Raw genomic sequence first — 26,044 nt, 5'->3', positions numbered from 1 at the left:
TCATTTCGTTGTAGCATATTGGAGAAGCTTGACTTACGCAAATACTGAAAATCGATTAGTTCGATTTTATCAGCCAAAAACGCGTGCGAGGTTTATCGTTGTCCTTTTGAGACAAATTTAGATTTAAAAAATGACCTTTTCTAGGCCATAAATTGCCATCTGCCCGCGATATCGAATTTGTCTATCTGCTAAAGCGAATATATTGTGCAAAGCGATAATCATGCGGATATTCGGTGATCTCTGTACGTGTGTAGAGCACCATGCTATCGGCGGTTAGTTTTTTTATGGAATAGCCTATTCCTGTATTGTTAGAATTCAATAGCAGTAAACTACTGTCTGCTGCTGATGCTTTGTATTTGTAAATAAATGGCGGAAACGCATCCGGGTGATCGGGATTAACATAAAACTTGATAAAATTAGTCATCAGAGCGTCATGGCCAATCTGTTCATTTATTTGGGCTGTACTGTCTGCCGTAAATTCAATATAATCAAATTTACCGATGAAAAAATAATTTTGCGGGAATACGATGCGGGTGTTGAAGTCAGTGGCCTGTACAGTGTCTTTAACGAAATACCATTTACCGGAAAGAGACTGGTTGATAGTGACCGGTTTACTAATGTTAGATGTTGTTTGAGGCTTTGAGCCGTCTTTTTTACAGCCCTGGATTACAACCGTCAAAGCGATTATCATAATCAGTATAACATTTTTCATGTTGGGTAGTTAAGTGGTTATTCAATTTTACTCTAAGATAAATACGCTATATTAACTAGATATGCATTATAAGTAAATACGGTTAACTAATAACAGGATTATTACGTCTGTTGGGTTAATCATATGCTCAAGATCAATGTTAAAATCCAACTTTTGTATCTGACTGGGTTAAGGATTGCCAAAAAGGCTACGCCAACATCAGCAATTACGGCTTCGCATAAATTCGCTACTCCGTCTGCTCCATAAAATACAAATATAGGCCAAATCCTAATCCAGTTTGAGTGCCGCTCGGATCAGATCGATTGTACCGTCGAAAAATATGAGGCAATTTTTCAGCAGAAATGCCAGGCCCGTGGTCAGTCACGTTAACTTTTACAAATCCGGCCAGCTCATCGCCGTAAACAAAATCGGCTTATTCAAAGGGAGGGGCAAATGCGCCCTGAAAGAAGCTTCAATGGTCATAGTCGGAACCTTGGGCTACTTGGCAAAGCCGACCTCAATAAATAAAAAAAAATTATAAGGTATTGACAGTTAGGGTTTTTTAATTAATTTTAAATACTTAATCTTATCTTCATTATGCTTAGAGTTAACCGTCCCGAGCGCCCACCATTTTATAATAGTTCGTCGTACATTTTGGCGAAGGAGCAGCTGGAAAGTGATGCGCTGAGCAATTCCCAGCAACGTTTGCATTTTAATTATGATATCCTGAGTTCACTAGCGGGTGATTTGCTGCCGGTTTTTCATTTTAAGTGCGCTTATTGCGAAAGCCCGGTTCCCGGTCCAAGCGATTTCCAGATCGATAGTTTCCGGCCCAAGGGGGGAGCCGTTGGGTTGAGTAATGAGTTTTCCTTGCTGCATTATTACTGGCTGGCCTATGAATGGGAGAATTTGTTGCCTTGCTGTAATGATTGTAATAAACACAAGGGCAATTCTTTTCCGATAGAACCAAACACAGAACGGGCACGGATCGGTGCGGTCGGAGAAGAACTGTACCTGGAAATGAGTTTGCTGGTGGACCCGTGCCGCGATGACCCTAGAGAGCACATGATGTTTCATGAGGACGGAACGGTGTCGGCTATTACCGGAAAAGGGGATTGCACCATAGAGATATTGGGACTGAACCGTGGTAATCTGGTTCGAGAAAGGCAAAGGGAAGCGCAACAATTATCTACTGAGATCGAGACAATGCTAATGGATGACCGCACCGAGGCGGCTCAGTTTTTGGAAGCATTTACTTCCAGGTGGCCGGAACGCCCCCACTTGGGTGCTATGATTGATATCGCTTTGCGGCGCATAGAAGCTGAAAGACAAAAAAAATCATCCCCATTCCAGTCTATTCACGTCACAAGTGCCGCCAATATCGTTCTGCAATCCCATCCCGTTTCAATACAATTTACCGAGCAATTAGAAGCACTAAAGCGGTTCACGATTCGGAAAATTGAAATAAAAAATTTTAAAACTGTGGAGACTCTAACGCTGGATATACCTGCGGGCCAGAATACAGATACGGAAGCTTGGTTGTTAATATTGGGTGATAATGGTATTGGTAAAAGTTCCATTTTGCAGGCAATCGCCTTGGCATTATCGAGCAGAGAGCTGATCAATAAATTTAAAATAAAGCCAGTTGAGGTGCTGCGGCATGGGGCATCCGAAGGTTTTGTGCGAATCCACAGTTATGAGCAGGACGAATTGATCGAACTGCGTTTCAACAAACGGCGGTTTACCCGTTATTGTTCAAAACCCACGGTTTTTCTTTTGGGGTATGGCTCGACGCGTTTACTGCCAAAAGGTTATTTGCGGTCGGATCGTTACCGCCAGCCTTACAGCAATATTGGCAATTTGTTTGATTACACAGCGGCGCTGACCGATGTGAATAAATGGCTGTCCTCACTGCCTGCCGAAGAATTTGAACAGCGGGTGGCTCCTGTGCTTATCGACTTGCTGGATATGAGCGGGAAGGATCGCGTGGCGATGGAAAATGGCCGGTTAATCCTTTATCATCATGGCGATAACAGCGACCTCTCTGTGAGCAGCGACGGTTATAAAACGATTATCGGGTTGGCCTGTGATATGATGCGAACGCTATCGCGTGAAAAGGCGAATTATCATACCATGCAGGGCATTGTCCTGATCGATGAACTGGGTAACCATTTGCATCCGCGCTGGCGGATGAAGATCGTTCCTGCTTTACGCCGGGCTTTCCCAAGACTGCAGTTTATTGTGTCAACGCATGAGCCGCTGTGTTTGCGCGGATTACTGCATGGCGAGGTTGTGGTGCTCCTCCGTGATGAAAAGAACCATGTTTGCGCATTGGATAAAACACTGCTGCCAGATCATAACAAACTGCGGGTGGACCAATTGCTGACTTCTGATTTATTCGGTTTATTGAATACCCTGGAACCTTCACTGGAGCGCAAATACGAGGACTATTATCTGTTGCTGTCCAAGCCGCCGGAAAACCGGAACTTGGAGGAACAGGAAAAAATAAATGTGCTTGGCAAGGAGCTGGCCGGTGAAGAACTGATCGGGTCGACCCCGCAATTGCAGGCTTTATATGGCGTGATCAATGAGACTTTCGCAAAAAAAATGCGAGAAGACGGTTTTAAAACTAAGGCGCAGGTAAAGGCAAGTACGATTGCGGAAGTAAAAAACTTATTGGATAAACCTGAATTCGACTGGTTATGATTCGCATTAAACGACCACCTGCACCGGCGTTTATGACTGATCCGCATGATAAATGGATGCTGGAAATCGCAGATGCCTGCCAGCATTATCAAACCGAACAGACCGCCTTCCCATTTAAACATTATAAAGACCCGGCCGTCAAAGATGAACTTAAAAAAGTCTTCAAGAAATGCGCCTATTGCGATTTCCCCTATGCTTCATCGTATGATGGGGATGTGGAGCATTTTCGCCCGAAAGGCCGGGTGATCGAAAAGACGCCGCCAACACCAGGTTATTACTGGCTGGCCAATACCTGGGAAAACTTGCTTCTGTCCTGCCAGCACTGCAACCAAAGCCGAAAACATTTGCTGTCTGGTGAAAAGTTGGCTAAAGCGCGCGGTAAGCTTGACCAGTTCCCGCTGTCCAGCGAAATTCCGCGCATGCAGAACAACACTTATGACATTACACAAGAGGATAATGTCAGGTTGCTTCTTAATCCCTGTATCGATGACCCGGCTGCCCATCTTGGTTATGATGATCAAAGCGGCGTTATCCAGGGACTGACCCCTATGGGTGAGAAATCTATAGACGTTTATGTATTGGCCCGTACTGAACTCACGGACCTGCGGCAAAAGCGGATGCTGGAAATATTCCACCAAATGGAGGTGGTCAAAAGGGAATTGGACAGAGAAAGTGCCGATTTTATGAAAGAGTTCAGGTTTCTACTGGGTATGACGGGGCCTGACCAGCCTTTTGCGGGTATGGCGCGCTATTTCGTCAAACAATTTATTTCTGATAATCAATTAACCGTTATTGTATGAAAGACAATCCACACCAGGCCGTTATCATCGTTCATGGAATGGGTGAACAGCGCCCAATGGATACTTTGCGCGGTTTCGTTGAAGGCGTTAAGTGGCAAATGGAGCAGAACGACCCCAGCGAAAAAAACGCCAAGGTACGCAGTAAGCCGGACAGTATCGGCGATATATATGAAACAGTACGGCTCAGCCTGGAAAGTAATTTCAGTGCCAAGCGGCCTATCACGGACTTTTACGAGTTTTACTGGGCGCATAATATGCGGGGCACTAAGTTCAGCCAAATGGGCACTTGGCTGCGGCAGGTTATTTTCCGGCAAGTCAACAAAGTTCCTAAGCAATTACAGCGTGTCTGGTGGACGGTCTGGGGTTTATTCATTATCGCCACTATCATCAGTTTGGCTATCAGTTACTGGCTAAAAATACCAGGTTGGTTCAAACCAATAATTGCTATTCTCGGCGGAACGCTTTTTTCGGCGTTATGGACGAGTATCACCGCGTTCGTCAAAACTTCCTTTTTAAACTCGCTTGGCGATGTGGCCCGTTACATGACCCCAGAACCGGATAATATCAGTGAACGCAAAAATATTCGTCAACAGGGCATTACGTTCCTGCGCAAACTGCATACCATCGCCACCCATGATAAGCCAGACCGTATTATTGTTGTGGCGCACAGCCTCGGCAGCGTGGTGGCTTACGATCTGTTAAGGCTACTTTGGACGGAGTATAACACGGTTTACACTATACCTCCGCCAAACAATGCACAACCTGCATTAGACAGCTTAAATACCATGGCACAGCAGCCCGGCGCGCTGCCCGGAAATTTTGCAGAAGCGCAAAACCAGTTGTGGCAGGAATCCCGCAGCCTGGGGAACCCTTGGCTAGTATCCGACTTTATCACCTTAGGTGCTGCGTTAAACGCAATTGATTATTTTATGGTGAATAAAGTGCCTATCGAACAATTAATTGAACAGCGCGAGATACCCGTTTGTCCGCCTGAGATTGACACAAACGATCACAATATCTACTACCGGCAGTTCTTCGACGCAGAAGAAGGGAAAAACCGCAAAGGCGTAAATGTGCTCAACCATGGCGCGCTGTTTGGGATGATCCGCTGGACCAATATCTTTTATGCCTCTGACTTCGTTGGCGGTCCCATGCAGCGTGTATTTGGCAAAGGGGTAAAAGACATTTCCGTCAAACGTAAATCGCTTTGGTGTTATCCTGGCGGGCATACGGAATACTGGACCGGCGGTAAACCCAATCAAGCTTTAGAAGAAATTGTCAACGCACTTAAACTTTAACCATATGACAGATCCGAATGCTTTTGAAGTTAGCGGCACTAATAGTGACGCCCTTTTTACCCTCAAACTTTTTAGAGGCGAGCGCATGGCCCTGCTGGGCATGAACTGGAAAAAAGACCAGCCCGATCCCGATTTCGCCGGCTTTGCCATAGAATACCAAGAGCCCGGCGGCGTCAAATTTTATCCTGTCAATAACCGCTTAAGCTTCCTGCAAAATGACGGCAGTGTCAACCCTAACACTCTGTCGAGCCGGCTTTCACCGATTCAAAAATTCCGATGGATTCACTTTCCCTACCATCCTGATCTAAATGGGCTGTATACCTACCGAGTGACGCCCGTATTTATGGACGCGACCGGCCATTTGAGTTACGGAGACTTTCAGCAGGCACAAATTGCTTTGGCAGGAGAAACCTATCCCGGGAAACTCAATATCGCTTTCACCCGCGGCTTTATATCCTCCCAGGCATTCTGTGACCGCTTTCAAGCCGGCGACCAGGCGCATCCCTTATTACCAGCTACCGGCACTAATGGACTTAATTTTGTGTCGCAAAATGCGCAGGAAACAGAAGCGCTCGCCTGGATGGGTTTCGAAGCGCGTGAAATCATTATGAAGCTGCTAGACGATGCCTATAACGATCCCCAACCCGAAGTCCGGGTAACTGCTTACGACCTTGATTTGCCTGACCTGGTCGCGGCTTTGGTCAAACTGGCACGAAAAATAAAAGATAAACTGCAAATCATCATCGATGATTCCGGGGACCACGGCGATGCGGATTCCCCGGAAACGCAGGCGGCGAAGGAACTGGCTGATGCCGGAGCCAAAGTGCAAACCCAGCATGTTGGTAACTTACAGCACAATAAAACAATCGCTGTTCTTGGTAGGAATGTCAACTCGGCCATTGGCGGCTCTACCAACTATTCGTGGCGCGGCTTTTTTGTACAAAACAACAACGCTGTTGCTGTACATGGCGCAGCACAGGTCCAGCATTTCTTCGATGACTTCAATAACCTCTGGGCCAACAAAAACGACAAGTCTGGCTTCGCCGAAACTCCATCCGCGGAGTGGGTCGATCTGAATTTTAACGGCCCCAAAGCCAAACTGACTTTTTCGCCACATGGGCTGAACAAAGCCAAAGTCAGTAACAAATGCCTCGACCAGATTGCCAAAGACATTAACGGCACTCAAAGCAGCTTGCTCTTTTCCTTAGCTTTTCTTTACCAAACTAAAGGCGTTATCAAAGACGCGATAATTGCAGTGACTAACAAACCCGACCATTTTGTTTATGGCATCTCCGATAAAAAAGTTGGCGGCCTCGACATCAAAGCACCCGACGGCAACGAACCAGTAGCGTTCCCGACCGCATTGTCCGAAGCGCCAGAACCCTTCAAGAGCGAAGCCGCAGGTGGCGGAGGCATCCACATGCATCACAAATTCGTGGTCATTGACTTCGACCAGCCAAGTGCCCGTGTTTACACCGGTTCCTATAACTTCTCCGTAGCCGCTGACGAAGACAATGGCGAAAACCTCTGGTGCTTTGACGACCGCAAAATCGCAGTCGCCTACATGATCCAGGCCGTCGCCATGTTTGATCACTACGAATGGCGCGATGTACATGCTAAAGCGAAAGATGTCGGCAACAAGCTCTACCTCAAAACTCCGCCCGCGGCCGGTCAAGCCGCTTGGTACGATGAAGACTTTAAAGACCCGCAAAAAATAAAAGACAGAGAACTGTTCTCTTGATTAAAAAGACCGCCAGAGGGCGGTCTTTTTAATTTCCGGAGACAATATTCAGCGAGGTCGATACCCCGATCTTGAAATTTCGCTTCAAAAATGGCTACGTGGAAGCAGCTAAATTAGTCATATCATCCAATTCCATGATAAGCGCTACTACCGTAGTTGAAGAACTGTCGTCTTTCAAATAGGCAAAAGAGATACCCGTATTATATTTCGGATGAAAAGCGGTCGACAGATCAACCGAGGGATAAAGTAAAAACCCGATCAGGCTATTCAGCGAGCCTGGCACAAAGCTGAGATTGCCGCGCAGGTTTGTGTTGGTAAACGTTTGCTAAGTGCTCGTGGCATAGGTGTCCCCAAGCGGGTTTACTTTAGCGACCGTGCGGGTATCGTTGCCCCAAGTGAATGCCGAATCATTCTTGATCTTCACGTTATCCAAATCATCGTTATAATTACAAATTTTTATATTTTTCATGCCCTTTAAAATTGCCATAAACATCATGCAATAGGCTTACGAAATAAAATAATTGAAATTAACAAATGTGAATGCTTTTAGCAGCTTTTTGGTAGAGATTTGGCTTTTAAAGCGAAGGATTTTCCCTCGTTTTTAATTCAATATCCAAATGAAAAAACCTACTGTGACAATTATTTTCCTGATGTTTATAGCAATCGGCTTAAACGCCCAGCAGCTAAAACGGCCTTTGCCGATCATTGATATGCACCTGCATGCGATCAGCATCAATGACTTTGGCACACCACCGCTAAAGATCGGCGCGCCTTTTGATAATTGGGGGGCAAATGACCCGAAAAACAATTTTGCTGATGTATTCTTGCAAGAACAAAAAACGGGATCCTGGAGTGATCATTCTATAACCTCGCCTAAGACTGATGATGAATTAGAGCAGGCCACCATAGCCATTCTTAGAAAGAGAAACATATATGGTGTGCTTAGCGGTAGTCTTGACCGGGTAAGAAAATGGAAAGCAGCCGAACCTAAACATATCATAAACGGTGTTTATTGGGATTTTAGCCATATTAAATCTGAAAAGCTGGATGCCGATTCTTTGCGGCGTTTATTTAAAACCGGAGAATTTAAAGTTTTTTCTGAAGTTGCCATTCAATATGAAGGCATTCTTCCGTCAGACACCGTTTTTGAACCTTATTTAAAGATGGCGGAAGATCTTGATGTCCCTTTAGGAATCCATATAGGTCCGGGTCCTCCGGGAGCATCTTACCAGGGAGCGCCAAACTATCGGGCAAGAATGCACAGTCCATTAGTTCTGGAAGAGGCGCTGATCAGGCATCCTAAGTTAAGGCTTTATGCCATGCATGCAGGTTGGCCAATGATAGATGACATGATTGCGATGCTCTACACATATCCTCAGTTATATGTAGATCTCGGTGTGATTGATTACATTATTCCTCAAAAAGAATTCTATCAGTATCTTAAAAGGCTTGTTGACGCTGGTTTTGAAAAAAGGATCATGTATGGTTCGGATCAGATGATATGGCCCGGGGCAATGGAAAAGAGCATCGAAAATATTGAAAGCGCGCCATTCCTGACTAAAGAACAGAAACGTGATATATTTTTTAATAATGCAGCGCGTTTTTTAAGATTGTCAAAGCAGCAGATCAGCGAGATGTCCCGTTAATGTCCGCTACCCTATAATAAAACCGAAGTTTCCGGCACTGGCTTTTCATTGGCATTAATTGTCTTTGAAAAGCCTTTTGGTCAACGCACGTTATCCTCTCGAAATCTATAGAATATCAGAGTTCTTCTGATTTAAAGGGTCATTCTTTTAGACTTTATTTCGTTTCCAATTCGCCTAATGACGAAATCAAATAATTCACAAATTAGGAATTATTGATTAACTACTTATTTATCAGATAGTTATTTCGTGGCATAATGATGGCTTACTCGGTTGTCAGTAAGGCGTAAATCATGGAATCGAATAAGGTTCAGATAGCGCCTTGCAATTAATATGAAAGCCTTTATGCTAAGCTACCCCGTTATGATTAGGTCGGAAATAGATAGGGAGGCTAAGAGTGGCTTTTATTGATTTAGCAAATTTGGTTTTATGACAAATTTAAAACGGAATATTTTAATTTTTACGGTTATCCTGGCCGCTATAATGGAACTCATTGATACTTCAATTGTCAATGTGGCTCTAAACTACATGAGCGGAAACCTTGGTTCGACACTGGAGGATACCTCATGGGTAATCACGTCCTACGCGATTGCTAATGTGATCATCATTCCCATGACAAGTTTTTTGACCGCCAAGCTCGGTCGGCGCAACTATTATATTGGGTCAATAGTGCTTTTTACTTTTTGTTCTTTCATGTGTGGCCACGCCGATAATATCTGGACACTGGTATTCTTTAGGTTTATTCAGGGTATTGGCGGAGGCGCATTGCTTTCCGTTTCGCAGGTTGTAGTTTTTGAGCAATTTCCAAAGTCGAAACAGGGCATCGCCAGCGCAGTATTTGGCGTGGGCGTTTTTATCGGCCCGACAATTGGCCCAACTCTTGGAGGTTATATAACGGAGAATATTTCATGGCCATGGATTTTTTATATTAATATCCCGCTCGGTATAGCAGCGGCTGTATCCTGTTATTTCCTTTTAACTGAACCGCCGACAAAACCGGTAGTCAATAAGGTAGACTGGGCAGGGATTGCCTTGCTGGCGGTAGGCATCGGGTCACTGCAAACAGTCCTTGAAAGAGGCGAAACAGATGATTGGTTTTCGGCAGGTTATATCATATGGCTAAGCGTGATCGCATTCGTTGCGTTGACAGCATTTATCATATGGGAACTCCGTATCGTTGCACCAGTCGTAAATCTTCGAGTGCTGAAAAGTAAAACGCTAAGCGTCGCTGCGATCCTAACGTTTATTACCGGCCTGGGCTTATTCACCTCCATTTATCTAACACCTGTCGTTTCGCAGCGGATTCTTGGATTTACGCCCTCACAAAGTGGCCTTTTACTCCTGCCCGGTGCCGTGCTTGCCATTTTAGGACTAATAATTTCCGGCAAGCTGCTTCAAAAAGGAGTGTCTCCCGTCATCATTATCTTTGTAGGATTCTGTCTCTTTATATACTTTAACCACCGTATGTCAGGGCTAACCCTTGACACTTCTGCCAACGAAATAGCCTCCGCGCTGATTTTTCGCGCACTCGGGCTTGCACTTTTAACCGTACCGCTTACCGCGCTTGCCGTTTCGTCCTTGCCCGATAAAGATATTCCACAGGGCGCGTCATTGAACAACATGATGCGCCAATTGGGCGGCTCATTTGGGATTTCAATATTTAACACCTACCTGGCCAGAAGAACCGCGTCGCATAGAGTAGACCTTATCACGCACATTACAGCTGACAATCCTGAAGTGACAAGCCGTTTGGCGGGGTATATGCAATATTTTCAGTCGAAAGGATCAGGTGTTTTTGATTCCCGCACAAAAGCATTCAAATTGATTGACAGTATCGTGGTAAAACAATCAACGCTGTTAAGCTTTGACGATTCTTTTTTTCTGCTGGGATTGATTTTCGCGATAGCACTTCCTCTTTTATTGCTGGTTCTAAAGCAGGCGAAAAGGGCAGGGGGGCCAGTTATTATTTCTGATCATTAGTCTTTGAATATCAGACCAACCATTAACAATTAAACCGATGACAAATCAACCAAAACCGATCCCATTGTGGCCAGCCTTTGTTCAGGCGATGTGTCCGCGATGCCGCAAAGGACAGATGTTCTCTAATAGCATGTATGGATTACACGGCCAGCATATGAATAAGATATGTCCACATTGTCAACTAACATTTGAAATCGAACCCGGATACTTTTATGTAGCCATGTTGCTGAGTTACGCTTTTAATGTAGCAGAAATGGTTACCGCCGCAGTAGCAATAAGTGTTCTTACCGGAAGTGTTAACCCATGGTTGTATGTGGGTATAATCCTGACGATTTCGATCGTATTATCTCCCTTTAATTTTAGATACTCCCGGCTTGTTTTATTGTATTTCTTAACGCCTGGGATGAATTACAAGCCAGAATTAAGCCAAACGCAGTTGTTTAGATCCGGCGAATAATCAATCGTTTTCCAACGAATATTACCCAGCTTAAGCATATCTAACACTATACAGTCACCAATATGAAGTCCAAATTTGTTCCCCTTGGCTTAATTTTCTTTTTGATATTAGGCACGTCCGGATTTGTCCGGGCCCAAGATTCCGACAGTGTACCGAACGCAAGTGATTTTTCACCCGCTCCAGGCCCATTGGTATACATTATCGCCGCATTTGTAAGCTTGCTTTCGTTGGCTTTTTGGCTATTAAGGCTTAGTTCGCGTCTGAAAAAAGAAAGCAATTTTCCCTCACCCGACAAATCGGATGTTGAAGCACATATCAATGATTTTGAGGCCGGACAGTTGAAAAAAATACTTGATCATAAAAACTACCGAAAATTGAATGATTCGGATAAATCAGACTTTTTAACGAAAAGTTTGCCGATAGCTTTTTTGATAGCCTTTACCGCCATTGAAGCTCACGCGCAGGCTCCGGCTTCTACCCGGTCACCGGCTGGAAGCCCTGGTATGATCATCATGCTGGTTTTGATTTTTATCCCGCTCGTAGCTACCGTTTTTTTTATATGCTTAAAGCTTAGTCGGCTGGTTCGTATCACCCACTATAGGCGGATAAAGCAGGAGGCAAGGCTTCTAGCGGAAAAGCTGGCCGATGCCAATCATATGACAGCCGCCACCCATGAGATATTATTGCAGCGCAAGCAGGCACTTGATTTTAAATTAAGCAATTATGAACTGGAAGGGCATATGGAAGCGGCTGATAGAACGGGGCTTCTCCGTAACATTGCTGAAGTAAGTTCGCCACGTTTCATTTCATCAAAGCGAAGCGCATCTCCCAAGCATAATATAGATCCCCGACTGGTGAAGCTGATCTTGTGGTATTTGGGAACGGCTGCCTTTTGGCTCGTTTTGGGTACATCTATAGGGGAGTATATGGGTATCAAGTTTGTATCCCCGGATGTAGATCATGTAAGCTGGCTAAGCTTTGGAAGGCTAAGGCCTGTACATACTAATATGGTTTTCTGGGGCTGGTCGTCCCTGGCGATGATCGGACTGGGTTATTATGTCGTGCCTACAGTCAGCAATACGCCGATTGCGAATATCAAACACGGTTACGTTACACTTGTCCTGATGAACAGCGCCGTTGTTGCGGGTACACTGCTATTATTAAACGGGATCAATAACGGCGGCGGTGAGTATCGGGAATATATCTGGCCGGCTATGGCACTATTTGCATCGGGAATCATCACGACGCTGTATAATTTCATACGGACTGTCGCCCGACGGGCTACAAAAGAAATTTATATATCCAACTGGTACATTGTCGCTGCGTTGATGTTTCTTGTTGTAATTGTGCTGGTAGGCTATTTACCCTGGTGGCAAAACGGCCTGGGGGAAACGGTAGTGCAGGGATACTACATGCACCAGGCCGTAGGGATGTGGTTCATGCTCTTTAACCTTGGCCTGATCTATTATTTTCTGCCGCAGCAGTTGAATACGCCGATCTATTCTTATAGTCTTGGCATACTTGCTTTCTGGACACAGATCCTCTTTTACACGACTATCGGAAGTCACCACTTTATTTTCAGTGCGATACCCTGGTGGCTGCAAACAGTGGCCATTGTCGGCAGTATGGGAATGCTAATCCCTGTTTTCTCAGGCACAACCAATTTCCTGATGACTTTCAGGGGGAATTTCTATAAAATTGCGCGCACCTATACCTTGCCATTTTATCTTGTCGGGATCATCTTCTACTTTATCGGCTCCACCCAGGGAACTGCGGAGGCTTTTAGAGATACGAACCTGATCTGGCACTTTACCGACTTTGCGGTTGCCCACTCTCACATCACGATGTATGGTATCATCGCATTTTTACTTTGGGGCTTCATCTACACACTGGTGCCAAGGCTAACAGGCCACGAACCAAGGCAAAGCTTAGTCGGCGCGCACTTTTGGCTTGCACTGATCGGCATTTTGTTTTATACGATTCCATTAATGATAGGCGGCACGTTAAAGGGAATGTCATGGATGGCCGGTAAACCTTTTATAGATGGCGTAATGCTGATGGCACCCTATTGGTTATGGCGAGCAATCGGCGGATCGCTGATGTGGACATCTCACCTGTTTTTCGCCTGGAACCTTTATGTCATGATTGCTGGACGAACCGAGCCGGATATCCGCGAGGAGATCATTAGCCAAATGGATCATTTACCTGTAGAAACCAACCTTTAATTATCTGCCATGGAAATTTATAACAATCACAAAGTATTATTCACCGTGGCATTGGTTTTTTTCCTGACGCTCACCTTGTTCGTCGCCATATTGCCGGCAGCAAATAACCAGGATCAAAATGCACCCTTGCCAAATAGCAAACCCCTTAACCCTTTAGAAACGGAAGGAAAGGCGGTATTTATAGCAGAAGGGTGTACGGCCTGCCACACCCAACAGGTGCGCAATGTTGAAATGGATAAGGTCTTTGGCAGCCGTCCAAGTATAGCGGCTGATTACGCAAGGAACAAACGGATTGATATCTGGCGTAATACGGCCACGTTAATGGGTTCTGAACGCACGGGGCCGGATCTGACTGATATTGGCAACAGACAGCCAAGTGACGACTGGCATCTTTTGCATTTATTTAATCCCCGGTCCGTGGTGCCAGCATCTGTGATGCCTTCCTATGCTTGGCTTTTTGACGTTAAAGAATATAAATCTTCGGATGACGTTCAGGTAAATGTACCGGCAAACTTCAGGGAAGAAATTACAGGTAACATCGTGGCTTCTCACAAAGTGCTGGCGCTGGTGGCTTACCTGAAATCGCTTAAACAGACGCCACTTCCTTCCGGTAAAGCGGTGCCAATTTTTCTATACGGCAAAAAGCATCAGGATGAGAATTCAACCAACACAGCAGGTTCATCGATTGCTAAGCCTCAATTTGATGGGGCCGCCTTATATGCAGCCAACTGTCAGTCCTGTCATCAGGAAAATGGCGAAGGTCTGCTTGGTGCTTTCCCGGCATTAAAAGGAAGTAAGGTAGTGCTAGACGAAGATCCGGATATTCAGATCACCATCATTATGCAAGGGTATAACGGGCGTGTTAGTGAAGGCTATGGCGTCATGCCGCCTGTAGGAACCAATAATAGCCTGAAACCGGAAGAGATTGCCGCCATTATCAACCACGAAAGAAGCAGCTGGGGCAATAAATCCAGGAAAGTTACTGAAGATGAAGTCAGAAAGATCATCAGCCAATTAAAAAAGCAGAAAATTACAAAATGACCATACAGTCTAATTAAACATTGAAAATCTAAAATTCTATGAAAAGAATAATCGTCACCACAGGTCTATGTATGTACGCCTTAGCCGGCATAGCTTGCGAAGCCTGCAAAAAACAGCAGCCGAAATTCTTACAGGGCATTACCCATGGGGCAGGGCCGGATAGTAATTGGGACTATTTAATCGTTGCCGTGATGGTATTAATTACGGTTTATACGCTTTATGCAACCATCCAATGTTTTATAAAGCCAGCTGAAAGTAACGCATTGCATATTAAAAGATCGATATTAGAAAATTAAGCTTATGAAATCTACCAGTTCGGTGATCCTGTTTATGGATGATGATCCGCAGCCTATCGGCGACTTTCCGGTGCCCGTTACTTTTGACCTGGATACCAGGAAACTGATTGACGGCAAGCACGTACTTAAAGTCGTGAGTAAAGACCAACAAGGGAAAGAGGGAATCAAACTCGTTCCCTTTACCGTGAGGAACGGGCCGGCAATAGCCATTGAAGGCCTAAAAAATGATGAGGTCGTCGAAGGTACGTTACCACTGATGATCAACGCTTATGGCAAAGGTGATCAGAAATCTTTTGTTTTACACGGCAGCGAGACGCCACAAAGTATTCCATGGTGGATCGTTGTCATTATTATATTTCTTGTCGCATGGGCTTTATATTTTGTGATCATGTCGATGAGGGTTAAGTTATGATCTTAAAAACTATACGATATTGCTGGCAGTGAGAATTAGGCAGGTAATGTCCTAAAGAAAATTAAAAACGCTACAGCATTATTTTTGAAAGCCCATCAATGCCCTGACGTGATCAACATTTTCTATTGACGTAAGGTGTTCAAGTAATTGGAATGCTACATCGATACCTGTTGAAGGGTTCCAGGATGTAATGATGCGGTTATCGGTAACGATGGGCTCCTGTAGAACGTTTACGCCCAATCGCCGGAACTCATCCTGCAGTTCAGAGGACAGATTGTACGTTGTACCCATCTTTCCGGTAAGAATTCCGGATTTGGCAAGCGGAAAAGCCCCCGTACAAATAGAAGCGACCCATTTATCCGATAGATGAAAATCTCTGATTAATTGGAGGACTTCCTCCCGGTAGGCGTGTTCATAAAAATGGTATTCTTCAAATCCCCCTGGCACCGCCAGGGCTGCAAAGGTAGCCGCATCAATTTCATCAATCGAATAATCAACCAGTACTTTTTGACTAAACGAGCTTTTAACTTCTTTTGTAAGTCCGCAAGTGTAAAGCCGGGTATTTCGGTCACCTTCAAGCGAGTTCCAGCCCATCACATCTATGAATGCGCTTGCCTCTAAAAATTCAAAGCCTTCAATGAGCAGTAATAGTACTTTTTTCATCAACTTAACGAGCTATGGAGATAGTCAATTGGAATTTTCGGTTTACGAAGAGTTAAAGAAATCAATATTTATTAAACCTCTTTGCTAATTCAGTTTTTAATTTTCATGGTGGATAAACCATTCTTTCAAAGCACTTAAGAAGGTGCCAATTAATATCGCTTCGGAGGATTGAACAACTTCTGTTATTTGGCATGCTCCCTTCTGATCCCGAGCCTTTTGATTTTTGAATTTAAAGTAGTGGGCGGAACGCCAAGGATTTCGGCCGCACCCCCTTCACCGGCTATCTTGCCTTTACAATATTTCAAAATATTATAGATGTGATCCTTCTCGTTTTCATCAATTGTCTTTAGCGAGACCTCCTGGACTACTGCACTTGTCAAAATTTGCTGCCGCGTTGAGGGTAAGTGAACCTGTTTAATCATATCACCGGAGGTGAGTAATACGCTTCGTTCAATCAGATGTTCCAGTTCCCGGATATTGCCGGGCCAATCATAGTTTTTGAGGTCTTCCATGGCCCTTGTACTCAAGCGGCTGATATTTTTACCTGCTTTTTTTGAATACCGTTGGATGAAATGCGTTGCCAGTAAAAGTATATCTTCCCTTCGTTCCCTTAACGGTGGAAGAGATATGGGAAAAATATTCAGCCGGTAAAACAGGTCCGATCTGAATCTGCCCTCTTCCATTTCTTTTTCAAGATCGCGGTTGGTTGCCGCAATAATGCGCACATCTACTTTAATGGTAGTTTTCCCACCGACGCGTTCGATTTCCTTTTCCTGAAGCGCGCGAAGCAGTTTAACCTGGAGATCAAGCGGCATTTCGCCAATCTCATCTAAGAACAATGTTCCGCCATTGGCAAGCTCGAATTTTCCAAGGCGGCGCTCTGTCGCACCGGTGAAACTTCCCCGCTCATGTCCGAATAACTCGCTCTCGATAAGGTTCGCCGGTAGAGCAGCACAATTTACTTTAACCATAAGTTTGCCTTTTCTGGGCGAATTACTATGGATCGCGCGGGCGATTAGCTCTTTTCCCGTACCCGTTTCACCGAGGATCAGCACGGTGCTGTCAGAAGCGGCAACCTGGTCTACCAGTTTATACGTTTTTTTAACTTCCTCGCTTTCTCCGACTATCTCAGCGTAATTGTAGGTCGTCTCAATTTCTTCAGTGAGGTAGATTTTTTCTTCTTCAAGCTGCTGCTTATAGCTGGCTATTTCTTTTAACTGGTCATTTACTTTTTCATTGGCTTTGATATTTGAAACTGAAATAGCAATTTGAGAACAGATGGACTCCAGAAGCTGATTTTCTTCTTCGGTTGCATTATAAGTGCTGGCGGGATGTATAACCATCATGCCAATATTCTCCTTTCCAAAACGAAGGGGCAGGCCCAGCGCCTCTTCAAAGCCGAATGTTTTCCAAAACCTGACGTAAGCAGGTGTGACAGCACCCTCATTCGCTTTATTTACATTGAACAGTACCGGCGATGATGACGCAAGCACCGTGTTCATGAAGCCGTCTTCAACGTCATAGAACCTATCTGGCTGCCCAAAATCCGAGTGCCTTGTGAAATTTGCTTCAGGATCAAAAAGAAATAATTGATGGGTTAACTTATTATCTGACAGGGCATGAACAGCATACTCCCGAATGAGGCCCATATCTTTCATATACCTGTTAATCACCAGAGATAATTCCTTTTTACCGCGAACCGATGCTATTGCGTTACTGAAATTGAGCAACAAGGATTTTTCATGCGCCCGTTGCTGAATCTCTTCGTTTGCACTGATATTGGATACTGCTATGGCCATTTGAGAACAGATGCTACTCAAAAGCTGAAAATGATCTTCCTTGCTTTCCATGGCATCCTCTACCGTAAGTAACAAGGCACCGAGGTTGTTTTTTCCTGTAACAAGGGGTACCCCGATTAATTGTTTTACGCCGATTGAATTCCATTGATTCATCCATTGTGGTGTAGTATCATCAACCGGAAACTCTTTTAAATTATAAATAGCGGGTTTACCTGATTTCAGTACACAATCAATAAATGGGCAAACTTCTTCGACGCTGGAAACCTGTCCTTCCGGGTTTCCAAGTTCATGTTCTGCAAAAGAAGAAAAGTTTGATAAATAGCTATAGGTGGACTTTTTTTCAGCAGTTAACAAGCGTAATTCATAGCCCTCACAAATTTTGAGTCCGATCAGCTGCTCGTCGATTACATCGGAAAGCTCTTCCTTACTTCGAATGCTGGCAATTGCCCCACTGAATTTTAGCAACTTAGTTTTGGCCGCTTCTTTTTTCTGAATATCTTCGTTAGCAATGATATTTGAAACAGTAATCGCTATTTGCTGGGCAAGGCCTGCAATCAGGCTAAGCGCGCGGGCATCCGGCGGAGTTACTGCTTCATAAAAGATCATCAGGAAGCCAAATGCAAATACACCTTTTGAAAAGCGTGCTGCTATGGCCTGATTGATGCCACTTTCCCGGTTTATATTTAGATACACAGGAAGGTCCTGCTGCTCTGCGAGAGTATTCAGATCAAGTGTTACCGGTAACCCGGATGTGAAAACTTTATTAATAACGCCATCATCTACCGGAAATCGCCTGATTGTATTTATTCTATGGATAGGATGGTTCTTGTTTTTGGTATCCGGGTCCAGCAAATAGGCACTAAAGTATTCATCATCATCACTCATCGTACCAACCATAATGTGTGAAAAACCGAGGACTTTCTTTAATTGAAAAGTGATAACCTGCAATAATTGGTCGTAATCCCTTACCGCAGCAATTTGGTTGCTGAAAGAAAGTAGGAGATTCCGCTCTCCCTCGCGTTCCTGGTTTTCCTCGCTTCCCAGTATATTGGAGAACGCAGTTGCAAATTGCAGTGAAGCGCCATAAATTAGATCAACCTGGTGATCAGTATAAATAGTTTCCTCTTTGGCATTGACGAATAGTAGTCCTTTGATATGGCTATTATCACGAAGGGTTACGGCGACTTTTGTGCGGATGCCCTGCTCATACTCCTTAAGCAGATATTGAGGGAGATTAGGGTCTTTAATGATTTCATCAAGGTGAAATACATAAGCGGAAGCGTGATCAGCCGCTATATTAAAAATTCCATCATTGCAAGGAAACTGCTGAGTTGGGAATTCGGGATAAATAAACTCCTCCGCTCCGTACAGTACGGATGAATGTAAAAAGGAACTATAGGTTGAATTTTCGTTCAACGCCATAATGACAATCTCTTCAAAATCAAATAGCTTTTTAAGATTCTTATTAATAATGGAAAACAGGTCACGTTTAGTACGGATTGTTGTGATATCAGCGCTTAGCTTCAGAAGAAATTCGCTTTCTGCTTTTCTTTTAAGAACTGCGGCATTGGCTATCAGATTATCGCAGGCGATGGATAGCTGGTGAGATATGTCTTTTACCAATTTTAGCTGCTTGGCATTCATTTCTTGCGTTTCAGTGAGATTGATCACCCAAACACCGAGTATCCTTGTTCCGACGTGCAGACCGATCACGACCGTCTTCCTGATGCCGCATTCATAGTTTATCGCCATGTATTCGGGAAGGCTGCCCCTTGTCAGCATCAAATCCATATCGTAAATGACGGCGTCTCTGGATAGCATGCCTTTGTAAAATACGGGGTCGTTTAAAGGGTATTTTGTTTTGGTAATCGCTCTGTAGTTGGGGTGGAAGCGGGATTTAGATTCCGAATCTTTCAAAAAAGTTCCGATTGTGGCCCCATCCTCGTTTATAGCTGCTACGTAATGATGTGCAAAATCGAAAAGATGCTTCATTTTTAAATGAATAGTTCCCAGAATATCGTCCTTATTTAGGTTTGACGAAAGATCACTGTTGATCGACTGAATAATTCCGTATTCAAATTCCCGTTCTTCTATCTTTTCAAGGTGCATGATATTTAAAATGGTGCCAGTCAATTGGGCTGCAAGCAATTGAAGTAAATGGAGTAATCCGGTATGCTGGCTTTGAGACGTTTTAAATAGCACGATCCAGTTCCCGATCACGTCTCGTCCCTTAAAAAGATTGATTAAAAATCCTGTCTTATCAGCATTGGTCTTGTCTGAATTGAGAAATGGGTATATCTTGTGATTGGCTGTAAGTTCATCAAAATCATAGATGAGCTGAGTGTTATTTTGATAGCTTTCAAGGCTTATATCACTGTCAATTGGAAACTTTCCTATACGTAATTCATTTTGAAAAGGATTTTCAACAGTCGCGGTGTTCGGGTCAAATAGAAAATCCTTTAGCTCACTTCCTTTCTCATTCATCATAAACACAGTGGAATAAGTAAAGTCGAGTTGCTTTTTCAATTGGTTGTGAAGAACCATAAACAATTGCTGTCTATTTACAACCGGGCTGAGCATTTGGCTGAAGTTGAGTAACAACGCATTGTTTTTTTCCAATTGCAGTTGCGTTCTTACCAGTTGAATTTTCATGAGCAACATAGTGAGTTCATTAGCAAGCAACTCTACCGCGAACGTATCAGGTTCGCTATCAGTGATGAATCCTAATGACAGTACGCCGGTACGTTGCTGCTTTAAATGAACGGGTATAAAAATAATATAAGTGTAAGGGAAACCCTTTAGTGGCTTCCCCGAAGCTTCTAACGCAATGAACTGAGTTTTGTCAAAAAGTTGGAATGAATGATGATTAACATGCTGCTCTGCAAATTCCTTTATATATTTTGAAAGATTTGGCGAAGGGATATGTTTGCGATGTGCCTGAAAGCAGCTTAAAAATTGGCCGTCATTAATTGGCTCAAAATTTAGCTGGAGAAAATCGGCTCTGCCAACTTTCATTAATTCATCCAGAAAATTTGTAAGAACTGTATCGGAAACATCTTCTTCGGATAGAAATTTTCGCAAATAATTTAGCATCTGTTCACTTTTCATACCTGTCTTTTTGCAATTGGGTATTCAATAGTAGTGCCATGGTTAATGTGCTGAAATGTAGTTGTTTAGATGAGTTCGTTCGTCATCCTAAAAATGTTATTTCAAGAATTTAGAATTTATAAAACGAAATATCGTCACGATTTTAAATTGGATTTCGGCTGTCCATCTTTGTTTTGAAATAACTTAATCCAAGAATTTACTATTAATTGGCTGGTTTATGAGCGAATTGAGCGATTACCTTGATGCAACTAAGTATTTATCCGGTTTCATCCTGGGCTTTACTAAGCTTCATTGCGTCACGTAATCATGGTATGGCTTTATTTCGCCATCTTTATTAAAGGATGTAATTTATAATTAATTGATATACAGTGTTTTGTTTGTTGGTACTGTTTTTACATGCGTAGAATGTAATGGTGAAAATTGACTATTAGCAAATGGGAAATGCATAATATTATTAAGGGAATACCAAGCGATGCTGAACGCATTTCCGAATTGATAATCAAGATCTGGTCAGATTGCAACATATCTTCTATCGATAAGCAGAAAATATTTTACCTGATCAATCAATATCAAACGCCAGCTATTATTCGGGATCAAATTTCTAATTCAACCCAAAGCTATTTGCTGCTTACCTGGTATGGCAGGCTAGCCTCTTTTTTATCTTACTCGTTTTTAGATGATGAGCCAGGTATTTATATACATCAAGTGTATAGCCTGAGGGAAATGCAGGGTAAAGGGCTATTGAAAGCCCTTTTTAATCAAATAGAGTTGATTGCAACCAATGCCGGACGACAAGATATTTATATTTGCCTGGATACTCAAAATTTGTCGCTTGAATATTATTCAGGTCTCGGTTTTTATGTCCACCCGGAAAAGAACTTAGAAATAGCGAAGATTTCAGATCACAAGATGATTATGCACAAAAAGCTTCGTCAATACTGAATGGCTTCTTATGTTAAGTATTGGGCAAAACTTGCATCAGACCCTTGTTTATTTTAAGCCGTGCAATTTTTGAGTTTAATGTTGTAGCGGGAATTTTTAGCAGCTGAGCCGCTCCGCCGATACCAGCAACTTTACCCTTGCACGATTTCAGTACAGCGATAATGTGTTCCCGCTCGACCTCATCTATAGTCCTGATCCGGTCATTCATCGGAATCTGTATTTGCTCTTCATTTTCCGGGTTAGGAAGGTCTATTTGATTGATAACCGGGCCGTTTGCAAGGAGAATGCTTCTTTCGATGAGGTGTTCGAGCTCTCTTACATTTCCCGGCCATTGATAAGAAACCAATTGTTTAATAACCCTGCTTGAAAACTTTAGGTCATGCTTCGTAGCCTTAATCGCATATTTTGTTAGAAAGTGCATTGCAAGTTCGGGTATATCATCTTTGCGCTCCCGAAGCGGTGGAAGGGTGATCGGGAACACATTAAGGCGAAAGAACAGATCGCTCCTGAAATTACCAAGTTGCACCTCTTTCTTAAGGTTTCTATTGGTTGCAGCAATTACCCGGACGTTTACCTTGATGACCGACTTACCGCCAACTCTTTCAATTTCCTTCTCCTGGAGCGCTCTTAAAAGCTTTACCTGAAGATCCAGCGGCATTTCGCCTATTTCGTCCAAAAATATAGTTCCGTTATTGGCGAGTTCGAATTTGCCAATCCTTCTTTCCGTCGCGCCTGTAAAGCTTCCGCGTTCATGTCCGAAAAGTTCGCTTTCGATGAGGTTAGCAGGCAGTGTTGCACAATTAACTTTAACCATCAATTTGTCTTTTCGTAGTGATGTGTTATGCAAAGCCCTTGCGATCAATTCTTTACCTGTTCCCGTCTCACCAAGCAACAGTACCGAGCTTGAGGTTTCGGCGACTTGGGAAATCAGGTGAAATACAGTAGCCATTGATTTGTCTGAACCAATTATTTCACTGTAATTGTGGGTGGTTTCAATTTCTTCTTGTAAATAAAGGTTTTCTTCCTCCAATTGTCTTTTATAACTGGAAATCTCTTCAAGCTGGGTAGCAATTTGTTCATTTGACATGATGTTCGCTATTGCAGTGGTCAGCTGTGCAGATATACCCTTGATTAGGTTTATGGTGCCGGCTGTCATGGGCAATATATTTCTATTAAAAAAGATGATAAAACCGATCTTTTTTCTTCCGTCATTTAAGGTGGAAAGTACCGCCTGATTAATACCTGATTCAATGTTTACTCTGATGATGTCCGGAAAGCCAGGGCGGCCAACCCAATCATGGACATCGTAAGCTGTTGGTTGTTCTGCCATCATGCCGAGTTTGGTCAGCGCCACGCCGGTGATATTCTCATGGCGTACCGCAAATGCGTAATCTTTGTGGCCCTTAGAAACAGAATTAACATCAATCAGAAATGGAGTATAACTAATTAAGTCATCATTGAAAAGGTTTATAACGAAGTGGCTAACTGGCAATAATTTTTTTACCTTTTCATTGATATTAAAGGTTAGGTCACTCTTGTTTCTAACCGTGGCAATTTCACTGCTCAATTCGAGTAAAATTGACTTTTCATTTTCCTTTTCAATGATTTCCTCGTTAGCGATCAGATTGGCCAATGCTATCGATACCTGGCTGGTGATCCCCTTAATGAGTTTAAGTGCTTTTGAGCTGATTAGCCCTTTTTTATTTGAAAATATAACGAAAAAGCCAAGATGCTTGTTCCGTACATACAGTTCTGTCATGACCATTTCCCTTAGCCCACTTTCGTAATTCATCTTGATCCACGACGGAATATCCTCACTTTTAAGCTCATCAAGGTCAAATATGACAGGCGTTTTAGCGTTAAGAACCAGGCGAATAAGGGGATTATTAATGGGGTGGTCAGAATTAAATAGATGCGTGTAGTCCTTGTGTGATCTGCTTGCCGAATTGGGATCGAAGAGATAGCCTGTGTAAGTCTGTTTTATGAGGTCGGAGATCCCTGTTACGGTATGAGAATAATAAAATAATTTTCTTAAGCTTTCCTGAAGTATCAATTGCATATCATTCTTATTCCTGATTCCGGAAAGTTCATTGCTGATATTTAGCAGTATGGATTTTTCCTGTTCTTTCTCAACAATCTCTTCATTACTGATGATGTTCTTTATAGCTAATGATAGTTTGTCAGATACCCCTTTGATCAGGCCTAATTGGCTTTTGCGATACGAGTGTTCATTTTTAGCAAGCAGGTAAAACCGACCTACTACCTTATCACCGTCAAAAAGGGAAACTCCTACAAATTCGCGAATGGCATTTAACTCAAATAGCGATGTTTGCTGATTTTTGACCGAACCAATATGTTCGGCATTAAAAATTACTCCGTTGTCGTCAAGCGGTAAGAGTTCGGTAACGTCTTCCGGAAAGTATTCTGTTTCTACACGTTTTAGTAATGGATTTTCTTCTAATTTTAGTTTTGCAGAATGAAGGTATAGCTCATTTCCAATTTCATTATGGAAAAATAGCATCACGTAGTCGAATGGGATCATTAATTTCAATTCATTTTCAAGTACGTGAAGCAATTGATGCTTACTCACAAATGCTGTGATATGGTTACTTAATTTGAGTAGCTGCGATTTTTCATTTTCATGTTTAAGAATTCTTTCATTCGCCAGAATATTGGCCGTTGCTATTGATAACTGGCTTGAAATTGATTTCATGATTTCCAGTTCTTTTTTTTGAAAGACCCCTTTTTTATCGCTGATTAGAAACCACCCGCCGAGATGCAGGTCGCCGCTTTTCATACTAACGCCGACAAGTTCTACTGCTCCGGTTTCGTTAAAGAAATGCATGTAATCAGGTGCGTCTTTTCTTTTTGCCATATTGGCAACTTGATATACTATCGGATCAGTAGCTGCATAAACTTCATTAATAAGTCCATCATCAATCGGGAAATCAAGATCTAATAGAAAATTAAAATTTTTATGCAATTTTCGGTGTGGCTGAAAATCCGTGATCCATAATCTATGAACGTTTCGCTCTTTGTTTGCAATAGCCAGCGTAAAATCACTGAAGGGAATTAAAACCTTTAGTTTATGGAGAAGTACTCTCGTTAGATCTTCCTTGTTTCTCGTCATCGCAAAATCGTTGCTGATAGATAGGAGAATCTTCTTTTCTTCTTCTTTCTGATTAATTATTTCATTTGCTATGAAAACATCATTGATGGCCGAAACTTGGAAAGTAATGCCTTTAACGAGCGTTTGATAGGTACCAAGCAGATCTTCCGGTTCCGGCGACATTATAAAGATAAATCCGAATACACCGATATTGTTATATATCGGAATCACGGCCATTTTTTGATATCCGCACGAAGGCCAGGAGGCAAAATAGGAGTGTGGGGGGGCTGAGGCGTTCAGCGCGCTGATGTTCAGTTCCCTTGGTTTCTTTGAAGTGACGAGCTTATCTAAAAAGCCGTCATCTAACGGAAAGGTATGCGCGCTCCAAATTTGGCTATAATAATTATAACCATGTTTGTCAGGTAATGCCAGTGTATGTGTCCCATCTAACTCATTAATGAATGTTAGGTAGATATCGAAGCCTAAAGCAGACTTTTTCAGGTTTCTATAAATTACTTCTGATAACTGAAGTTTCGTTTTTGTTTCGGAAATCTCTGCTGATAATGAACTGAGAAACTCATCTTCGACGCGTTTAAGATTGGAGTCTTTACTGTTTTGAATGTTTTTCAAAACTAAAAACAGTTGCCTTCCAAGTGTATCTATTAATGTTTGTTTATCTGCATTGAATTCTATTGGATCCGCAAAGCTTAAAATAATAATTATTGCACTATCAGAATGATCAGATAATGGAATGATGATATAGTCGTTGATTTTTGTATTTCCAACTTGAATTTCATGGCTTGTAAAGCTTAATTCAGGCTTAAAGTCATTAGGGCCTTTATGTATAATTAAGCCATGTTCTATCGCTCTTTCGGCCCAACTTTCCAGTTTATTCTCGACATTCTTATTTTCGACATATAAGTCGTCTGGTACAAATTTTTTTGAATAATAGGTATAAATAGTCTCTTTAGTTTTTTTTTGCCTGCCGATTTTTAGAATGTGCGCGGTAGTAAAGGGAATCAAGTCGTTTAAACTTCCGGTCATGAAGCTTTCAAGTTGGTCCTCATTACCAATGGCTGATATCTCATTGCTCAGTGAAAATATTTGAGGTAAATAATTCTCCATAGTTGAGC

Annotated in this window: 19 protein-coding genes; 12 read left to right on the top strand and 7 right to left on the bottom strand. The window is 42.9% G+C overall.

The genetic code is table 11. The features are described from left to right. Positions 1-181: 181 nt before the first annotated feature. Both RG47T_RS10515 and RG47T_RS27075 read right to left on the bottom strand, forming a co-directional pair. The gene (locus RG47T_RS10515; RefSeq protein WP_074489405.1) at positions 182-712 is read right to left on the bottom strand and encodes a hypothetical protein; all 531 of its coding nucleotides are present in this window, start codon (positions 710-712) and stop codon (positions 182-184) included. A 226-nt stretch (positions 713-938) separates the two neighbouring features. Beyond that, a complete protein-coding gene (locus RG47T_RS27075; RefSeq protein WP_216351043.1) occupies positions 939-1,076 on the bottom strand; it encodes an ATP-binding protein in 138 nt (45 codons plus the stop codon). A gap of 212 nt (positions 1,077-1,288) precedes the next feature. Here RG47T_RS27075 and RG47T_RS10505 point away from each other — a divergent pair, with 212 nt between their 5' ends. From RG47T_RS10505 to RG47T_RS10490, 4 genes are read left to right on the top strand one after another with little or no spacing between them, the layout of a single operon-like run. Then, positions 1,289-3,397, top strand: a complete 2,109-nt coding sequence (locus RG47T_RS10505; protein WP_074489403.1) for an AAA family ATPase — start codon at positions 1,289-1,291, stop codon at positions 3,395-3,397. Beyond that, a complete protein-coding gene (locus tag RG47T_RS10500; protein WP_074489402.1) occupies positions 3,394-4,197 on the top strand; it encodes an HNH endonuclease family protein in 804 nt (267 codons plus the stop codon). Before RG47T_RS10505 ends, RG47T_RS10500 begins: the two co-directional genes overlap by 4 nt. After that, positions 4,194-5,495 carry an alpha/beta hydrolase gene (locus RG47T_RS10495; RefSeq protein WP_074489400.1) on the top strand — a complete coding sequence of 434 codons (1,302 nt, stop codon included), beginning with the start codon at positions 4,194-4,196 and terminating at the stop codon, positions 5,493-5,495. The genes RG47T_RS10500 and RG47T_RS10495 overlap by 4 nt, the downstream gene beginning before the upstream one ends. Before the next feature lie 4 nt (positions 5,496-5,499). After that, the gene (locus RG47T_RS10490; protein WP_074489399.1) at positions 5,500-7,236 is read left to right on the top strand and encodes a phospholipase D-like domain-containing protein; all 1,737 of its coding nucleotides are present in this window, start codon (positions 5,500-5,502) and stop codon (positions 7,234-7,236) included. Positions 7,237-7,330: 94 nt separating this feature from the next. Here RG47T_RS10490 and RG47T_RS25715 read toward each other — a convergent pair whose 3' ends face one another. Then, complete coding sequence (locus RG47T_RS25715) at positions 7,331-7,519, bottom strand: hypothetical protein (RefSeq protein WP_139235677.1); 189 nt, start codon at positions 7,517-7,519, stop codon at positions 7,331-7,333. 42 nt (positions 7,520-7,561) lie between these two features. After that, positions 7,562-7,723 carry a hypothetical protein gene (locus tag RG47T_RS26065; protein WP_171972511.1) on the bottom strand — a complete coding sequence of 54 codons (162 nt, stop codon included), beginning with the start codon at positions 7,721-7,723 and terminating at the stop codon, positions 7,562-7,564. Between the two features lie 130 nt (positions 7,724-7,853). Here RG47T_RS26065 and RG47T_RS10485 point away from each other — a divergent pair, with 130 nt between their 5' ends. From RG47T_RS10485 to RG47T_RS10455, 7 genes are all read left to right on the top strand, one after another. Next, a complete protein-coding gene (locus RG47T_RS10485; protein ID WP_074489397.1) occupies positions 7,854-8,882 on the top strand; it encodes an amidohydrolase family protein in 1,029 nt (342 codons plus the stop codon). A 426-nt stretch (positions 8,883-9,308) separates the two neighbouring features. Further along, positions 9,309-10,859 carry a DHA2 family efflux MFS transporter permease subunit gene (locus tag RG47T_RS10480; protein ID WP_074489396.1) on the top strand — a complete coding sequence of 517 codons (1,551 nt, stop codon included), beginning with the start codon at positions 9,309-9,311 and terminating at the stop codon, positions 10,857-10,859. A 37-nt stretch (positions 10,860-10,896) separates the two neighbouring features. Next, complete coding sequence (locus RG47T_RS10475; RefSeq protein ID WP_091690877.1) at positions 10,897-11,316, top strand: DUF983 domain-containing protein; 420 nt, start codon at positions 10,897-10,899, stop codon at positions 11,314-11,316. A 62-nt stretch (positions 11,317-11,378) separates the two neighbouring features. After that, a complete protein-coding gene (locus tag RG47T_RS10470) occupies positions 11,379-13,541 on the top strand; it encodes a cbb3-type cytochrome c oxidase subunit I (protein ID WP_083627368.1) in 2,163 nt (720 codons plus the stop codon). Between the two features lie 9 nt (positions 13,542-13,550). Continuing rightward, positions 13,551-14,582 carry a cbb3-type cytochrome c oxidase subunit II gene (locus RG47T_RS10465; RefSeq protein ID WP_074489393.1) on the top strand — a complete coding sequence of 344 codons (1,032 nt, stop codon included), beginning with the start codon at positions 13,551-13,553 and terminating at the stop codon, positions 14,580-14,582. A 38-nt stretch (positions 14,583-14,620) separates the two neighbouring features. Further along, entirely contained in the window at positions 14,621-14,878 is a 258-nt protein-coding gene (locus tag RG47T_RS10460) for a hypothetical protein (protein ID WP_074489392.1), read from the top strand. Positions 14,879-14,882: 4 nt separating this feature from the next. Next, positions 14,883-15,290, top strand: coding sequence for a cytochrome C (locus RG47T_RS10455; protein WP_074489390.1), 408 nt, complete (start codon positions 14,883-14,885; stop codon positions 15,288-15,290). A 78-nt stretch (positions 15,291-15,368) separates the two neighbouring features. Here RG47T_RS10455 and RG47T_RS10450 read toward each other — a convergent pair whose 3' ends face one another. Both RG47T_RS10450 and RG47T_RS26380 read right to left on the bottom strand, forming a co-directional pair. Beyond that, complete coding sequence (locus RG47T_RS10450; RefSeq protein WP_074489388.1) at positions 15,369-15,953, bottom strand: DJ-1/PfpI family protein; 585 nt, start codon at positions 15,951-15,953, stop codon at positions 15,369-15,371. 182 nt (positions 15,954-16,135) lie between these two features. Beyond that, positions 16,136-20,860, bottom strand: a complete 4,725-nt coding sequence (locus RG47T_RS26380; protein WP_216351042.1) for a sigma 54-interacting transcriptional regulator — start codon at positions 20,858-20,860, stop codon at positions 16,136-16,138. A 441-nt stretch (positions 20,861-21,301) separates the two neighbouring features. On the opposite strand from RG47T_RS26380, the gene RG47T_RS10440 reads away from it, so the two are divergent. Further along, on the top strand, positions 21,302-21,802 hold the full coding sequence (locus tag RG47T_RS10440; protein ID WP_074489387.1) for a GNAT family N-acetyltransferase: 501 nt from the start codon (positions 21,302-21,304) through the stop codon (positions 21,800-21,802). Between the two features lie 13 nt (positions 21,803-21,815). On the opposite strand, the gene RG47T_RS26375 is transcribed toward RG47T_RS10440, so the two are convergent. Continuing rightward, positions 21,816-26,036: a sigma-54-dependent Fis family transcriptional regulator gene (locus RG47T_RS26375; protein ID WP_216351041.1), complete on the bottom strand. Its 4,221-nt coding sequence runs from the start codon at positions 26,034-26,036 to the stop codon at positions 21,816-21,818. Between the last annotated feature and the right edge of the window lie 8 nt (positions 26,037-26,044).

This window comes from Mucilaginibacter polytrichastri (assembly GCF_001911425.1).
GTDB classification, from domain to species: Bacteria; Bacteroidota; Bacteroidia; order Sphingobacteriales; family Sphingobacteriaceae; genus Mucilaginibacter; species Mucilaginibacter polytrichastri.
The sequence above is the reverse complement of the archived record's forward strand: the minus strand, read 5'-3'. Positions and strand labels throughout refer to the sequence as shown.

Bases quoted from the DNA above. Each gene is read 5' to 3' on its own strand.
- RG47T_RS10515 (WP_074489405.1), bottom strand. From the start codon at position 712: ATGAAAAATGTTATACTGATTATGATAATCGCTTTGACGGTTGTAATC.
- RG47T_RS10505 (WP_074489403.1), top strand. From the start codon at position 1,289: ATGCTTAGAGTTAACCGTCCCGAGCGCCCACCATTTTATAATAGTTCG.
- RG47T_RS10500 (WP_074489402.1), top strand. From the start codon at position 3,394: ATGATTCGCATTAAACGACCACCTGCACCGGCGTTTATGACTGATCCG.
- RG47T_RS10495 (WP_074489400.1), top strand. From the start codon at position 4,194: ATGAAAGACAATCCACACCAGGCCGTTATCATCGTTCATGGAATGGGT.
- RG47T_RS10490 (WP_074489399.1), top strand. From the start codon at position 5,500: ATGACAGATCCGAATGCTTTTGAAGTTAGCGGCACTAATAGTGACGCC.
- RG47T_RS26065 (WP_171972511.1), bottom strand. From the start codon at position 7,723: ATGGCAATTTTAAAGGGCATGAAAAATATAAAAATTTGTAATTATAAC.
- RG47T_RS10485 (WP_074489397.1), top strand. From the start codon at position 7,854: ATGAAAAAACCTACTGTGACAATTATTTTCCTGATGTTTATAGCAATC.
- RG47T_RS10480 (WP_074489396.1), top strand. From the start codon at position 9,309: ATGACAAATTTAAAACGGAATATTTTAATTTTTACGGTTATCCTGGCC.
- RG47T_RS10475 (WP_091690877.1), top strand. From the start codon at position 10,897: ATGACAAATCAACCAAAACCGATCCCATTGTGGCCAGCCTTTGTTCAG.
- RG47T_RS10470 (WP_083627368.1), top strand. From the start codon at position 11,379: ATGAAGTCCAAATTTGTTCCCCTTGGCTTAATTTTCTTTTTGATATTA.
- RG47T_RS10465 (WP_074489393.1), top strand. From the start codon at position 13,551: ATGGAAATTTATAACAATCACAAAGTATTATTCACCGTGGCATTGGTT.
- RG47T_RS10460 (WP_074489392.1), top strand. From the start codon at position 14,621: ATGAAAAGAATAATCGTCACCACAGGTCTATGTATGTACGCCTTAGCC.
- RG47T_RS10455 (WP_074489390.1), top strand. From the start codon at position 14,883: ATGAAATCTACCAGTTCGGTGATCCTGTTTATGGATGATGATCCGCAG.
- RG47T_RS10450 (WP_074489388.1), bottom strand. From the start codon at position 15,953: ATGAAAAAAGTACTATTACTGCTCATTGAAGGCTTTGAATTTTTAGAG.
- RG47T_RS26380 (WP_216351042.1), bottom strand. From the start codon at position 20,860: ATGAAAAGTGAACAGATGCTAAATTATTTGCGAAAATTTCTATCCGAA.
- RG47T_RS10440 (WP_074489387.1), top strand. From the start codon at position 21,302: ATGCATAATATTATTAAGGGAATACCAAGCGATGCTGAACGCATTTCC.
- RG47T_RS26375 (WP_216351041.1), bottom strand. From the start codon at position 26,036: ATGGAGAATTATTTACCTCAAATATTTTCACTGAGCAATGAGATATCA.